General features: G+C 33.9%; 34 protein-coding genes. All 34 read left to right on the top strand.

From position 1 onward, the window contains the following. The first annotated feature begins 95 nt into the window (after positions 1–95). The 34 genes from HHK02_RS01395 to HHK02_RS01560 all read left to right on the top strand — a co-directional run bounded on the left by HHK02_RS01395 (position 96) and on the right by HHK02_RS01560 (position 14456). On the top strand, positions 96–359 hold the full coding sequence (locus HHK02_RS01395; RefSeq protein ID WP_181462649.1) for a hypothetical protein: 264 nt from the start codon (positions 96–98) through the stop codon (positions 357–359). Next, positions 360–770 (top strand): type II toxin-antitoxin system death-on-curing family toxin, encoded by a 411-nt coding sequence (locus HHK02_RS01400; protein ID WP_098046950.1) that lies wholly within the window; start codon positions 360–362, stop codon positions 768–770. It begins immediately after the preceding gene. Then, positions 771–1016 (top strand): AbrB/MazE/SpoVT family DNA-binding domain-containing protein, encoded by a 246-nt coding sequence (locus HHK02_RS01405; protein WP_181462650.1) that lies wholly within the window; start codon positions 771–773, stop codon positions 1014–1016. It abuts the gene before it with no gap. Continuing rightward, positions 1017–1301 (top strand): hypothetical protein, encoded by a 285-nt coding sequence (locus HHK02_RS01410; RefSeq protein ID WP_181462651.1) that lies wholly within the window; start codon positions 1017–1019, stop codon positions 1299–1301. Beyond that, on the top strand, positions 1302–1547 hold the full coding sequence (locus tag HHK02_RS01415; protein WP_181462652.1) for a hypothetical protein: 246 nt from the start codon (positions 1302–1304) through the stop codon (positions 1545–1547). Next, positions 1548–1790, top strand: coding sequence for a hypothetical protein (locus HHK02_RS01420; RefSeq protein WP_181462653.1), 243 nt, complete (start codon positions 1548–1550; stop codon positions 1788–1790). 45 nt (positions 1791–1835) lie between these two features. Beyond that, positions 1836–2060 carry a hypothetical protein gene (locus HHK02_RS01425; RefSeq protein WP_181462654.1) on the top strand — a complete coding sequence of 75 codons (225 nt, stop codon included), beginning with the start codon at positions 1836–1838 and terminating at the stop codon, positions 2058–2060. After that, complete coding sequence (locus HHK02_RS01430; RefSeq protein WP_181462655.1) at positions 2061–2282, top strand: hypothetical protein; 222 nt, start codon at positions 2061–2063, stop codon at positions 2280–2282. Beyond that, on the top strand, positions 2283–2651 hold the full coding sequence (locus HHK02_RS01435; RefSeq protein ID WP_181462656.1) for a hypothetical protein: 369 nt from the start codon (positions 2283–2285) through the stop codon (positions 2649–2651). After that, positions 2652–2861 (top strand): hypothetical protein, encoded by a 210-nt coding sequence (locus HHK02_RS01440; RefSeq protein WP_079376332.1) that lies wholly within the window; start codon positions 2652–2654, stop codon positions 2859–2861. Continuing rightward, a complete protein-coding gene (locus tag HHK02_RS01445) occupies positions 2862–3044 on the top strand; it encodes a hypothetical protein (RefSeq protein WP_003676485.1) in 183 nt (60 codons plus the stop codon). Further along, positions 3045–3857: a DNA polymerase III subunit beta family protein gene (locus tag HHK02_RS01450; protein ID WP_181462657.1), complete on the top strand. Its 813-nt coding sequence runs from the start codon at positions 3045–3047 to the stop codon at positions 3855–3857. It begins immediately after the preceding gene. Further along, on the top strand, positions 3858–4151 hold the full coding sequence (locus HHK02_RS01455) for a hypothetical protein (protein WP_003676477.1): 294 nt from the start codon (positions 3858–3860) through the stop codon (positions 4149–4151). Next, positions 4152–4433 (top strand): hypothetical protein, encoded by a 282-nt coding sequence (locus HHK02_RS01460; RefSeq protein ID WP_172718940.1) that lies wholly within the window; start codon positions 4152–4154, stop codon positions 4431–4433. 30 nt (positions 4434–4463) lie between these two features. After that, positions 4464–5003 (top strand): hypothetical protein, encoded by a 540-nt coding sequence (locus HHK02_RS01465; RefSeq protein ID WP_181462658.1) that lies wholly within the window; start codon positions 4464–4466, stop codon positions 5001–5003. Then, entirely contained in the window at positions 5004–5339 is a 336-nt protein-coding gene (locus HHK02_RS01470) for a hypothetical protein (RefSeq protein ID WP_181462659.1), read from the top strand. Beyond that, entirely contained in the window at positions 5340–5636 is a 297-nt protein-coding gene (locus tag HHK02_RS01475) for a hypothetical protein (protein WP_181462660.1), read from the top strand. It begins immediately after the preceding gene. Further along, complete coding sequence (locus HHK02_RS01480; RefSeq protein ID WP_181462661.1) at positions 5637–6101, top strand: hypothetical protein; 465 nt, start codon at positions 5637–5639, stop codon at positions 6099–6101. After that, positions 6102–6269 (top strand): hypothetical protein, encoded by a 168-nt coding sequence (locus HHK02_RS01485; protein WP_181462662.1) that lies wholly within the window; start codon positions 6102–6104, stop codon positions 6267–6269. Beyond that, a complete protein-coding gene (locus tag HHK02_RS01490; RefSeq protein ID WP_181462663.1) occupies positions 6270–6626 on the top strand; it encodes a hypothetical protein in 357 nt (118 codons plus the stop codon). Continuing rightward, positions 6627–6830, top strand: a complete 204-nt coding sequence (locus HHK02_RS01495) for a hypothetical protein (RefSeq protein ID WP_086142018.1) — start codon at positions 6627–6629, stop codon at positions 6828–6830. After that, positions 6831–7061, top strand: a complete 231-nt coding sequence (locus HHK02_RS01500) for a hypothetical protein (RefSeq protein WP_231124892.1) — start codon at positions 6831–6833, stop codon at positions 7059–7061. Positions 7062–7214: 153 nt separating this feature from the next. Next, on the top strand, positions 7215–7427 hold the full coding sequence (locus HHK02_RS01505) for a hypothetical protein (protein ID WP_087214181.1): 213 nt from the start codon (positions 7215–7217) through the stop codon (positions 7425–7427). Continuing rightward, a complete protein-coding gene (locus HHK02_RS01510) occupies positions 7428–7754 on the top strand; it encodes a hypothetical protein (protein WP_181462664.1) in 327 nt (108 codons plus the stop codon). Continuing rightward, positions 7755–8132 (top strand): hypothetical protein, encoded by a 378-nt coding sequence (locus HHK02_RS01515; RefSeq protein WP_181462665.1) that lies wholly within the window; start codon positions 7755–7757, stop codon positions 8130–8132. Beyond that, positions 8133–9344, top strand: a complete 1212-nt coding sequence (locus HHK02_RS01520; protein ID WP_181462666.1) for a ParM/StbA family protein — start codon at positions 8133–8135, stop codon at positions 9342–9344. After that, the gene (locus tag HHK02_RS01525; RefSeq protein ID WP_181462667.1) at positions 9345–9755 is read left to right on the top strand and encodes a replication-associated protein RepC; all 411 of its coding nucleotides are present in this window, start codon (positions 9345–9347) and stop codon (positions 9753–9755) included. It begins immediately after the preceding gene. Then, entirely contained in the window at positions 9756–10703 is a 948-nt protein-coding gene (locus HHK02_RS01530) for a ParA family protein (RefSeq protein ID WP_079376360.1), read from the top strand. It abuts the gene before it with no gap. Then, the gene (locus HHK02_RS01535; protein WP_181462668.1) at positions 10704–11789 is read left to right on the top strand and encodes a replication initiator protein A; all 1086 of its coding nucleotides are present in this window, start codon (positions 10704–10706) and stop codon (positions 11787–11789) included. Then, the gene (locus HHK02_RS01540) at positions 11790–12548 is read left to right on the top strand and encodes a hypothetical protein (RefSeq protein ID WP_181462669.1); all 759 of its coding nucleotides are present in this window, start codon (positions 11790–11792) and stop codon (positions 12546–12548) included. It abuts the gene before it with no gap. Continuing rightward, complete coding sequence (locus HHK02_RS01545; protein ID WP_181462670.1) at positions 12549–13295, top strand: hypothetical protein; 747 nt, start codon at positions 12549–12551, stop codon at positions 13293–13295. Beyond that, positions 13296–14018 (top strand): hypothetical protein, encoded by a 723-nt coding sequence (locus HHK02_RS01550; RefSeq protein ID WP_181462671.1) that lies wholly within the window; start codon positions 13296–13298, stop codon positions 14016–14018. It abuts the gene before it with no gap. After that, entirely contained in the window at positions 14019–14285 is a 267-nt protein-coding gene (locus tag HHK02_RS01555) for an HU family DNA-binding protein (RefSeq protein WP_003676428.1), read from the top strand. Then, positions 14286–14456: a hypothetical protein gene (locus HHK02_RS01560; protein ID WP_003676424.1), complete on the top strand. Its 171-nt coding sequence runs from the start codon at positions 14286–14288 to the stop codon at positions 14454–14456. The last annotated feature ends 1 nt before the right edge of the window (position 14457 follow it).

Below are 14457 nucleotides of genomic sequence, written 5' to 3' on the forward strand. Positions count from 1 at the left end.
GTATTGGTGAGGAACTAGGATTTGCGTTTAATTTTGTGAAGGTTGGATTGTTATTAGCTTGCTTTTTGGTAGCAATTGCAGATTTATTTATGTAGATGTTAATTAGTCCGACGTTAGAACAAAAAGAAATTATTGAGAAAAATGTAGCATTAGCAAAGTCAATTAATAAATTAGATTGCGATTACAATACTTACCCGGAATTTGTAAAAATTGCATGTGGGAATCTAATTAGCGAAGAATATCCCGTTAATGAAGAAAATGTCGTGAGTGTTTCAAATGCGATGTTGGAATATGTAAAAGAAACTAAAGAATCAATTGAGACAGCAACTTTTATGGTAATCGTTGAAAAGAAATTTTAGATGGAATATTTAACAGAAAAAGAAATTTTGACTATAAATAGACAGCTGATTAAAAAAGCGGGTGAAGGAGTTTATGGTATACAATACCCGGAAGGCTTAAGTTTAGTAGTTGAACAACCACAGATGATTGTTTTTGGTGCGGAATTATATCCAACAATTTGGGTTAAAGCTGCGTATGTAATGCAGAAGATTACAAAAAAGCATATATTTTCTGACGGAAATAAAAGAACAGCTTACGTTGCTACAAAGCTGTTCTTAATGAAAAATGATTATCATCTTAAAGTTACTAAGGATGAGGGTATAGCTTTAATGCTTGGTATTACTACACAGGATGATACCGAAGAAATTATGCTTAAAGTAGCTAAGTTCTTAAAAGAACATTCAAGTCGAATAAATGAGAAAGACCACTAAATGCAAGAAATTCGTGAAAACTCAAAATTCTTTAAGTCTGGAAATTCATTTGGTTTACGATTAACAAAGAGTGACAAAGAAAAAATGCACGCTCATCCAGGTGATGAATATGAAAAAGATATTTCTCCTGATGGTCGAGTAATAACTTTTAAGAAAAAGGAAGATATAAGTAAAAATACTCAGCAAATGATAGATAAAATTTTCGATGAAGACTCCGATTTAATAGACGCTCTCAAGGATTTGTAGATGTCATGGTTAGAAGTGCCAGCAGGCGTTGAAATGCCGACAACAACGACGTATGAACGTGCTGTGAAGCGTCGCAAGGCAAAATTTGACGCATGGTACGAATCACAATATATTGAGCCTACACCACAAGAAAAATATAATTTGGCCATGCAGAATTATTGGAGCACAAAAGAGCATAACGAAAAGGTTAATAAGCGCCGAGCAAAACGAGGGTTAGAACCTTTGCCAATGCCCGAAAAACCGAATAAGAGGGACTACATGACTGAGGAAGGCGGAAATAAGTAAATGAAGTTAATTGCAATTGATCGTGACGACCGTTCAGTATATCAAGTAATTGTTAGTCGCTATGATTTAGTGCCGTACTTACTAGAGCGGTTCCCAGAAAGCTACAGTTCAGAATTGGATGTCTTGGAAAAAATTTTGAATATGAACCCAGAAGATGTAGATGATCTGATTATTGGAGAGCTACATAATCAAAATGAGATTGACTATGAAATTAAATTATTAGGTGAAATAGAAACAATTGCATAGATGAATTATGTAGTAACTATTAAAAATAACAAGTTTACTTTTGAAAATAGCGGTTGGAATACTGAGAAAATGTGGAACGATTTAATCAACGCATTACAGTCAATGAAACTTGCGAGCGAAGTTGAAACAGTTGAATTTTCTAAGTTCAACGAAGGTCAACTAGGATTTGACGGAGAGGTTTCTCAACTACTGGAATATGTAAAAGACGAAGGTATTATCACAAGTTGGTATAAAGAAGATTAAATGTACAGCCTATACGATTGTGACGAGTGGCGTTCAACAGACAGTATGACGCTTGAATTTGAAACCTTGGATAGAAAAACAATGAATGCAAAAATTCGAGAAATTATTCGAGAAATTTCCGATGATTATGAGGCCGAACTTGCTGATAAAGGAATTGATGTTGATAGCGATGACTTAGTAGAACAAGTACAAAACCAGGCTATTGACTACTTGTACTTAGAAGTTCGAGAAATCAATCCACAAGATAAAACAGTTGAAATTGTCGGTTAGATGAAAAATGTATATGTTGTTTTAGATAATGATATGGAAGAGTGCATTGTAACGACTGACGTTTACAGCACGTATGAAAAGGCAGAAAAAGCAGCTAAAGAAACAGTTCGAGAACTCGAAGATCAATATGAAGAAATTGAAGAATACGATCATGGTTGGCTATTTATCGACGGCGATACTACAGAACGAGTAATTGAAATTGAGGCTAGTGGGGTGAAGTAAATGCTAAGTCAAACAGAAACAAAACATTATGAATTTTGGAGAAAAGTTATTGAACAATTACATTTGGGGAAAACAGCGCGCACAGAATTTATGGCCTGTGTAATCGGTGATTGGTTATGGGATATAAATCCCGGTGGTAATGGATTAGGGGCAAAAGAAATTTCTGGAACATGGGGTGGAGTTGGCAAGTATCATGAATGGTTATTAAAGACTATGGACCAGAAAAAGAAAATGCTTGAACAGATGGGAAAATATTTTGATAACCACAAAAGCGAGATTATGGACTTGTTAGACGGTGAGGATATCACATATATTAGCGATTTCTCGGCAGAAATTTATTATGAAAAATTAGCAGGAACAGTGTTTTAAATGTTTATGGAATTAGTTACCTGGGAAGAAGGAAGCAACGTATATCAATGTTGGTTTAACAAGAAGAAGTTAATCAAGGTATTGAATAGTTTGGGAATTAGTAATTGGAAACAATTCCTGTATAACTACAATGCCGATGATACAGAAATGATAATGAACGAATTTGAAAAGCGTGGTTGGAAATTTAAGAAAGAAACACTGCTATTTTAATTGCGATATTTAATCGACACAGCAGATGGATTTAGAGAGCGAGTTAATGAACAGGAATTAAAAAAGTGGGGCGAATCATTTGGAATTGGTTTAGAAATGACAACAGCCGAGGCAATTGAAACATTAGAGAATATTGGATATAAAGTACAACAGTTAGAAGAAAAAGAAATTTTAGGAGAGTGAATGAATACACAAACACTATTAAACAACGTAGCAACTATTAATAAAGATAACGGTATTTTTGTAAATGCAAAAGAATTTTTGAAAGAATTACGACAAGTGGCGACTGCTGTTGCTAAGCCATCTGATCATCGTCCTAACCTTACATTTGTTCATGTTCGAGTTACAGAAAATAATTTGATTTTAGAAGCAACTGATAGCCATGTACTGGAGCGAGCAAATGTAGCAGCAAGTATTCCAGATGAGTTAGTTGGTAAAGAATTTTTAATTGATGGTAAGTTTGCAAAGAATTTATCTAAGACACCGACGAAACACGGTAATCAATTAGGAATTTATCCTCAATTTAATGAAGAAAAGTACTTAGGAGTTATTTCAATTGTTGGTGGTGGTGAAGAATTTATTGATGATAGTCGAGAAGATATTAGTGTGTTTGGTTATCCAGACTTAGAAAGAGTTACACCTTACCTTAACGATGCGACTGTCAAATTTGATGTACAGCAAAAAGAAATTTTTCCAGTGCTGAAAGAAATAGTAAAAAAGTCTGATGTAGGAGCACTTTTGGTAAAAGATAATGTGGTGAAACTTAAGTATTCTAACTGGGAAAAAGATTTAGAATTCCCAATTGCTGTAACTAATATAGTGGTAAATGATGAGTTTGAGATTAATTTTAATATCAAGAAATTAAAGCAGAGATTACAATATCTTAGCAATCGAGAAAATCTAACTTTCAGATTTTATAAAAATGCCTACCGGCCATTCACAATTTCACGAGAAAATGGTGGGCTTGGTTTGGTTTGCCCTATTCGTGTGTACTAAATGAGTATTTATACGATGAAAGATTGGAATAAAGATGGCGAATTAACTCCACAGTTATTTCAAGAAGTTGAACATGAAATCTATTCTGATATGTACTGTGTTTTGCCACCATATCCATTAGAGGAAGTGACAAAAGAAATTTTAGAGAGTCAATTAGGTATTAAATTTATTCAAACATTTTGTGTTGGTGAAGAATACGACCAAGATGATGACGGAAATTATCTATATAAGTCATTCGGAAAAACAGCAGATGGAAAATGTTTTTACCTAGGTTTACGTCGTTCAGAATACTAGATGAGTAAGTTAGAAAAAATGAAAAACTACTTAAAGCAGGTAATCGAAATCAATTTTGATTATATCGACGAAATCAAGCAGATGCCTCAAAGTCAAATTGATTTCATGGGTGGAGTTGCTGAATGGTATGCAACTACAGGGTGTTCATCTTACTATACCGAAGTAGTTAATGCGATCAAGTTTGCAGGTTACAAATATCCAAGTAGTGAAAGCGTTTGGGAAAAGGCAATACAGGTAAAAGATGAAATTGTTAGAGAAAAACTTAGCTATTTATCAATTTAGATGGAAAAGAAAATTACAGGGGTGAATATCATGCAAAAAGTAAACGGTGAAATTGGAGTAATTTTAGAAAAAAGTTGGGACATGGGAATTTTGTGGAACAAGGTTGGTTCGTATGAAATAATTGCTGAATTATCTCAATTAATCGAAGAATGGTATCCATGGTCAGTTGACGAAGCAGAACTAAAGGAATTAACAGAAGAATTTTTAGAAAATCAATATATTGACGTAGACGGAGAAGAAATTGAATTAATTCAACGTGTCGGAGAAAACCAAGTGTATGTAAAATATCGTGATTATTCAGCTATTGATGAATGTGATTGTCTGATTTACGACAAGTCTAAAAAGAATTATTTACTAGGGTTTTCAAACACTGGCTGGGCACGTATTGACGGAGCAATTGATTTAGCAACTGGAACGGTTGGTTATTACAACAGTATCGAAGATATTTATACACCAGTCGGATATTTACAAGATGACGACTTAGATATGCTGAATGGAATTATTCAAGACTTTGACTTGTCAATTGATTATGAATGTTCAGTGAAGCGAGAAAAAGAATTAGTCCCATAAATGAAAAAATTACACTATCGCCGAGGAAATTATCCCGTTACCTTCAAATGGATCAAGCCAGACGACTACTTTGATGGTGAGTTAATTCGTAAATCCTGGTATTTCAGTGTTTGCGATTGGTTCGGTAATGAACTTGAAGGGTTTTATGACGAAAATGAATTGCTTGAATATTGGGAACAATTAACAGATGAAGAATTAGATGATATTCAAATTTTCGCCTATCCACAAGAAGATGGTGAAAGTGTAGAAAAACGAGAATTGGTCAATATTGGTTGTGCTAATCCAGCAGTTAAAAGAACAATCGTGAAAGAAAAATATATTTTTCCTAATTGGTAGATGGCTTGGACTGATAACGCACTTGAGAAAATTAAGAAGGATTGTATCACAACAACAGCACAACTTGATGACGATGTTATTTACATGGATGAGGAAATTATTCTAGCAGGAGCTACGCCAAAGGAGTTATTAGAACTGTTTATTGAGAAAATTAGTAATTATGCAGAAAAAATGAATTCCGCACGAGCATGCTTGGTATTTTGGCGAATGCTTAACAGTATTGAGTACAGTGTTGATATGGGTATGTATATTATCAACGTTGACCGTGAACGATTAGATAAGTTTGTAGAACCATAGATGATGAACTTAAAAATGAATGCACAAAATAACCAAGGACAAGCAATGGATTGCTTTGTAAGTGAATGGGAGGAAGATGTGCTACTTAAGGTGCTAAATAATGCGAATATTGTTGGCGTTAATTATCTAAAAGTTGGAGATAATTATCTATTTGAAAGTAATTATAACGGAGACATACTCCAGAAAGTAAGCGATGACGATAAAATAATCGTCGGCGACAAAGACTACAAAGCAGTAGTGGTTATTAAAGAGGAAACTTACTATGAAAGAGAGACTCATCATGATTATGGCTTTTTCTTCACGAATGATGACAAGAAAATTGAGAAATTTAAAGCGTATGTTCAGGCAAATGAATTAAGCGACGAAAATGATTTGGAATTGAATACTCAAAAATTGGAAGGAAAAATATTTCCTAGTTGGAGGGAACGTCGTGAGATGGCACTTTCTGGAATGTACTTAGGTTAGATGAAGAAAAATATCGCAATTGTAATGCTTGCTGTTGTCGCACTTGTTTGCTTTGGTGGTTGGGTGCATTCAGCACAAGAAGCCAACTCAAATTACAAGGTAATGATGAGCGAAGCGAAAATTATTCGTCAACTCAAAGGTATTGAACAAAAAAATTATCACTATTAAATGACACAACAATACAACTACTTTGAAAATGTTAAGAACGATGTAATCGACTTCATCAAGGATAACGAAATCAATATCAACGAAGTTGACCGTGAAGAACTCAACGAACAACTTTGGGTTGAAGATTCTGTAACTGGTAATGGCTCAGGGTCATATACTTTCAACGCCAACAAGGCCAAGGAATACGTTGATGATAACAAGGACTTGATCCGCGAAGCAATTGATGAAGGGTTTATGGACCGTCAAAAAACTGCTGAATGGTGGCTTGATGATTGCTATGAATCAATTGATGTTTCCTTACGTTGCTATGTATTAAGTCAAGCGATTGATGATGCTATTGAAGAATTAGAAGACTAAATGATGTCACAAAAGGAACTACAGAAATACGCAGAACAGGATTACAAGTTGGTTGATCCTGAATACATTAAGCAATTAGAACAGGATAGCGAAAAACTAATCAAGTTTAAGAAGTACAGTATTTTAGCTGCATTCATTGCAGTTATTGTTATTGCAATGACGCTCCCGCTTTTACGGGCGCTATTGACGAACTTGCTAAACTAATTGGCAACAAGTGAAGCAACTAAAAGGGCTATTAATAACTATAAGAAAAACAACCCTATACAACAGACTTATTGGGACCGTAAATCACAAGCCCGCGGGTTTATTAATGTTAATTTAAATAAATCAACCAAACTAGTAAAAGCAATAAATGAAAATCGTACACAATACATAGATGATTTAAAAGAGTTACGAAATGATATTGACCAACGATTAAAAGACCTACAACAATAGGTGGTTGATAGCTTAAAAAGCTATGTTGCGATTGGTGTAGGCCTTGCAACTATTTTCGCCCTAACGGGTCAAGGTGCTAATTTTTGGCTGGATTTTGTAATTAAGCTAAAAAGAAAGCCCTCGCAAAAAGATTGCAAGGACAAATCTAATTAGATGGAAAATAAACAGAATAAAACAAGTAAAGCAAAATTAGAAAGTAATAAACGTTATCAGGCAAAACATAAAAAAGAAGTCTACCGCAATCAAAAAAAATCAAGGGCTAAAAATTTTATATTGAATGATGCAAGGATTGACGAACTAAATTATTTTTCTGAATTAATTAATAACAGAATGCAAGAATTAAAAAATAATAATGGTAGTAATTAGGTGGAGATTATTAAACTAGATACTATAATTAAGGAACTATGGGATATATCCAGTTTAGAAAATAGGGACGATAATATTATTTGGACTGCATACTATATATTTGAGAATAAATATATGAATGATGGTTATGATGAACAGTATTACTATTTGATGAGATTAATGCAGCGATTATTAAAGTGCCCAGATGGTCTATATGAAGGGTATATATTGTATGTAATCAGTAGTATTAACAAGAGTAATGTGAGTAAATATAGGGAGTATATTGCTAATTTGGATGATGATATCAGGGTTGGCTTGGAAGAATATATTAATAATGAGATGAATTAGATGGCGAAAATGATTAGAAAAACTATCCTTATTCCTGAGGATTCAAAAGTTGCAGAATGGGCTAAAAATCAGTCACAATTTTCTCCGGCTGCTATTAGGGCATTAGAAATGGTAGTTAGGAAATATGGAACTGGTGACCTTATCCAAGCTATTTTAGATAGTGCGAATCTTGATGGGCAGATAATAGTAGCAAATCATCCATCAAGAACTGTTGAAGAAAAAGAGTCAGTAAAAGAGAAAACGAGGGCTAAAGAGCAGCCTAAAAAGAAATTAAAGACTAGGATTGGAAATAAAGGGAAAGACAGAGTATCTGAATCAAATGACGATTCTTTAAGCTCAAAATTAAAGAACAAGCCCAATTTAGATATGTTATCGTAAATGGTTGAGAAGATTATGAAGGTTGCAAATGATTTGGGATATGGTTCTGTAAAAGCAAATGTTGATGGTGAAAATATTAAGTTTCCATCAGTTATAGCAGCAGAACGTCCACAGGATGTACAAGCTCCTATGGAATTTGATTCTAAACAAGATCAAGATATATATATGAAAGACTTTCTTAATAACATGGATGTTAGTGTGTCAAGTAATGCAGTAAAAACCTCTGGAAGATTTTTGATTGGTAATGCAGCTATCGACAGTGGTCTATCTATGAGAGCTTTTGATGTTAATGACTTTACTGGTAAATCAGAAACAGATTTAGCAATTATTCTTACTTTAAGTTTGATAGCTGGAAAGAAAGTAAAAGAAGCATATGAAGCTGGACAAGACTTAAAGGAGACTCTAAAGGTAAAAGTTAATATGGCGACTGCGTTACCTATTTCAGAAGGTAAGGTTAATAATGCAAAAGATCGTTACAAAGAACGTTACATGGGTAGTACACATACAGTGACTTTCCATAACTTTAAGGACCCAATTAATGTAACTATCGAATTTAATAAGGTATATGTTGCATTAGAAGGTGAAACAGCCCAAATGCTTATTTCCTCCGATTATGATGGATTAACAGATAAAATTAAGGAAGACTTTGATAAGAACTATTCAGAAATGAAGGATGAAGTTGAAGCTGACGACCTTATTAATTCACGAAATGTACTTGGAATTGATATCGGAGAAGGGACTACTGATGTAGTAGCAATCATTAACGGTAAGGCTAATCCAGCAGCATCAGCTTCATTACCACAAGGATACGGAAATGTATTACAAGATGCAGTACGTGTTCTTCAAGATCAACAAATGAACTTTGAGGAACGTTCACAATTACAGAGTTTCTTATCTGAAAAGGTCAGTCCATTGCGTCGAGCTCGCCAAGATAAAGTACGTCAAGTTGTTTACGACCAATTAGAACCATTGGCTGATAAGATTATCGATACAGTTAGTCAAACAATGCGTATCGCTAAGGATACTGAACTTGTTTACGTATATGGTGGTGGTTCCATTCCAATGCTAGATGAGAGTAATCTTCGCGAAGTATTGAATGAAAAACTTAAGAGCTTCAGTGGTGGATATGACGTTCCAGTAATTTGGATTGATAAGGAATATGCACAATATTTAAATGAATTAGGATTACAAGTAATTGTTGAAGCCTTATAGTTGTCTGATCTATTTAGTGACTTTAATAAAGAAAACAAGAATAGAAGAAAGAAAAATGCTACTCCAGGAGTGGCAGAAACAAAACCCTCAACTCCAGAAAAGAGATATGATGCTTCTGTTCATCAGAAAAAAAACACCGAAGAGAAACCAGAAGTTAAAAAGAGAGGTAAAGGTAGACCAAGAAAAAATAAGTCTACTAAGATGATTAGGATTAGCGATCAAGCGGTAGATATAATTAATGCTTATAAACAAGTGGCAAATTGTGAATCACAGGATGATGCTATTATTGATGTATTTAGAAAATATATAGAGAGTGGCGCAATGAGTGATAGCGATGAAAAAGTATTCAGATTACTTCTCGAACTTAAAAAGGTAGATAGTTTGATATACGATAAAGAAGAATTGAATTAAATGCCTGTTCTAGTTTATGCTAATTTTAAAGGTGGCGTCGGTAAAACAACCAATTCTGTCATGACTGCATATCAATTAGCCAAGAAAGGTTATAAGACTTTAGTGTGTGATTTAGACCCACAATCGAATGCAACACATTTATTAACGCGAACATATGCACGTCAAAATAATCAAAGTGAGAAAGAGTTTGTCAAAGAACTTAATAAGAAATCAAAAGATAAACTTTCGAAGGCAGATATAGATAAAGAAGTTGAAGAGGTTTTTAAGGAAAGAGAAAGAAAACAGCTTCGAATAAAAGAAACAATGATGTTAGCTCTTAGCGAAGGAGATATAAAGAATGCTATCGTTAAGGTGATGGACAATTTATATTTACTTCCTTCTTCTGATGACTTTACAGAATACCCCGATTTTTTGGAAATGACATTTATGCCCAATGAAGAAAACTATAAAGAAAAAAGAATTTCCTACTTTGCAAAACAATTAGATAAAGTCAAAGAAAATTATGATTTTGTTATAGTAGATGTTCCACCGACTCTATCAGTTTTCACTGACTCCGCAGTTTATGCAGCAGATGATATTATTATTGTTTTACAAACACAACAAGATTCGCTAGATGGCGCTGAGGCATTTTTCGTGTACTTACAAAAAATGTTTAATAACTACCCTGCTATTAGTTTCAATATTCTTGGAGTGCTTCCTGTCTTACTTGAAAATAGAGCAGGATTGGATACGCAAATTTTGAAAGACGCAAAAGAGTCATTTGGTAAAGATGGAGTCTTTAAGAACATAATTAAACATATGGAGCGTCTTAAGCGATTTGGTCGTATGGGGATAGCCGATAAAGATGCTGAATATGGGAAGGGTGACTTCCACGATATAAAGGTACATTATGTTTACAATCGGCTAACAGATGAAATATTAGAACGGTTAAAGAAATTGGAGGGATAAATGAATAACCAAAAAGCGTTTCTAGGTATCAACCTAGATTTACTCGAAAACCCAAAATATAAGAATCTAGACTCCCGTGCAATGATGTTGTACGCTCTTTACGCTGATCGCTATTCTGCTTCTATGAATAACGCTCGTTTAGGGAACACAGCATTCGTTGATGACATGGGAGTCTTTATTCGTTTTACTAATGAATTAGCTGCTAAGGTACTTCACGTATCAAAACAGAAAGTAACAGATTTTCGAAAAGAATTATCTGACTTAGACTTGATCAAGGTCGTTCGTGAAGGTTTAAAGGGTTACAAAATCTATGTTTATCCAGTTCAACAAACACCAAGTAATGTTGAGCTTCTTTTGCCATGGAAAAATCACACTATTACTGTTCAAAAAGTAACTTCTGATTGGACTATTTTATCTAAAATTGAATTCTGCAAAAACCTTAAATTATCTACTCAAAACGTTGATATTAGCGTGAGTCGGATTTCTGAATCCACGTGCTCCTCAAAAACCGATACTAGTTTATCTCACTCTAGTTTATCTCATGTATTTTTAAATAATAATGGTTTGGATAATAACGCGCGTGCGCGTGAAGAAAATGAAATTCAACCCAATCAATCAAACAAGAATCCATATCACTCTTTACCAGAAAAGATAAAGAATTCATTTGTTGATGTATTTGGCTTTATTACAAAGCCTATGGCTATTGAACTACATTCTCTAATCAGTCAATCTAACGAAGACATGGTTAACTACGTAATTACAAGTAGTAAAGGTCATAAGATTACTAATGCTATCGCATATATCAAAGCTGCAATTACCAATGCTCTGAAACGAGGGGACAAGTGTGCCCAAGATATGATTAACTTCTACAACAATAACGTAAAAAACACGTTTACTGGTTACAAGAAATCTCTATCAAAACGCTTTATGTCCGAAGAAGAAGTAAATGCTATGATTAAAAAAGACGAAGAAGAAATGCGCCAAAACGATCCAGAGTTCTACGCTCGTCTACAAGAAATTAAACGTCGTAATGCAGAAAAGGCAAAAAGAAAGCCTGTAATTCCAATTTACAAGCTGGGTTATTAGATGGATATCTTAGACAAGTACGATAACGATGATAAATTGACGGACCTTCCTAAAACCAATATGACATTGGCAATCGACAAGAGAATATTTGACGATAAAAATGTTAGCATTGACGAGATTGGATTGTATGCTTATTTAGCATTTATAAGTGGGAGGGTTGGAGAATACAACGGGAAAAGAGTTGTAACCAATTACAAAGCTCTTGACCTATATAAGCGAATATATAAGCCTAAGGGGCTAAGTGGATCGTATAGAAAAACAGTCGATAATATTGAAAAAATGCTCCGACATTTAGAAGAGTTGGGCTATATCAAAAGATTCACATCAATGGGCTATCCAATTATAGCTATGTCAGAAATCGACGATAAACAATCGTCTATATTAATAAATGTAGTTAACGCAAAAATAATAACAAATGGAACATCGAGTAGACAAACATTAAAGTTACTTGCCACCTATGCTGCATTAAAATTATGTATATCTGAAAGAAGAAAAAGATCTAAAGTGGATACCAGTAAAGAAGTGTTTGATATGCCATTAGGGCATGTGGCGAATTATATTAATAGTGATCCAAGAACGGTTAATCGATATTTACAATGGTTGCGGACTAATTATGTCTTAGCATATTTTAAAGTCGTTTTACCCCAAGTGGATAAACCAATGAGATGTGTCTATTCGGATATATATGATCATAAGACGTTAAAAGAGACTATTGAATATCGACTACGCAAAGGGTATGTAAAAAGAGTTATTGAATAGATGGGATACAACACAGTAATTAATAAATACAATGGACTGAAAAACAAAACATTGTGCACACAAACATTTGCAACTGTCGGGAAACAAATTTTCAATGATAATGATCTCGACATAGATGATATTGGCTTATATGTTTTTCTCATCACTAGATCACGACAATCCTTAGAGGATGATGGAATTGGGGTCGTAGATAGGATTGATTCACTATCTATTTACAAAATGATATATCGTCCTCAAAAACTTAAAGGCAAATACAGAGAAATAGTCGGTGGTCTTGACGAAAGACTCAATCGATTAGAGGATCATGGGTTTATCGAAAGGACAATAAATACTCTTGGAGAACAAACAATTAAAGTGCCGCAAGATGACTTAAAACATGGCTTTGCGAAGCTTTATGCTCCTGGCATAAGAGTGATACTAAGAAAACTTACAGGTAAGAAAATGTTGCGTGAATTGGCTACATACGCTGCCTTTAGATCGCTTGTTTTTGAGGGAGATAAAGGTACATATATTATAGACAGAGGCCCAACATATATAAAAAATTGGTTACATGTAGAAAAATCAACTGTTAATAACTATCTACGATGGTTAAGGGAGAATTATGTATTAGCTTATTTCAAATGCAAACAATCAAGTATGCATGAGCCATGGAAACAATACTATTCTGATATTGTTCAATACGACAAACTGGTAGAATACGTTAAAATTCAGTACGACAAAGGCTTTATTAAAGCATTGGCAGAGTAAGTGAACAAAACACTATTTAAAACTGAATTAATGACGTACAAAGAGAGAAAAGAGAACATTGATAAAGAATTGAACCCCAACTTCTTTGAGGAATTTAATCGTGATGATATCGATAAGGGTAAGACAATGACAGAAAGCTATTCGGGTTGGTTCAATGATCGAATTGTTCAATATTTAGTACACGGGCGCAATATAGATAATCCCAAGGAAACAGATTATCCATTTTATGCGAGTGATTATGATTATTACAGAACAAGAATGGCTAAAGCCACATTGCTAACTGCGCAGATTGATGATTGGGTTAATCCGATTATGTCAAAGGATTATGAAATAAAAAATCAGGAAAATAAAAAAGAATATATTGAACGCTTATTTGACACAAATAATTTAGAAGTTAATGACTTAAGAAATTTTATTAAATTAGGGCTTCACAAGGATCTGAAAAAGTTAAATTTTGAAGATTATTCTTTTGATTTATTACAAAATTTGCAAGAATTACAAAAAATTGTTTGGACGGGCTGTAAAAAAAACACTGATCAAATATTTCTGAATTATTTTGATGGAAAAAGATCAATTAATGAAATAAGCGTTATTTATGGTGTTACTCATCAGAATGTTTCAAAAAAATTAACAAGAATTTGCAAAAATGCCTTAAAAAAGTTGCGCGTACATAAAGGGTGCGCTTGTCTTAATGAGGAAGTAGATAATAAATTATCTGCTTAGATGTTAAACAAGAAAGATTTAATTGAAATTATTGCAAAGCAACAAGAAACTACAAAGGTTGAAGCTAAGAAGATTGTGGACGCTTTTACTGATGGTATCAAGTCTATTATGAAGGACAACAAATCAGTAAACATTACAGGCTTTGCTAAGTTCGAAAGTAAGTATAAAGAAGCTTATAAGCGTGTGTTTGGTGTAACTGGTGAATTAATTGAAGTCCCAGCACATCACGTACACAAGGCAACTTTATCAAAGAAGATTGCTGAATAAATGAATTTAGATATTGATGTCGCCCTCAAGAAGCATGTTGAGTTCGTGCTTAGAAAAATGGACGAAATTGAAGCGTGCGAAAAACTATCAATTCATAACATGGCAGACCTTGACCGATATGCTCACATATTAAGAAATCTAGCACAAACTCACGAAGCAATTATGAAGTAGA

The organism is Limosilactobacillus reuteri, assembly GCF_013694365.1.
GTDB classification, from domain to species: Bacteria; Bacillota; Bacilli; order Lactobacillales; family Lactobacillaceae; genus Limosilactobacillus; species Limosilactobacillus reuteri_E.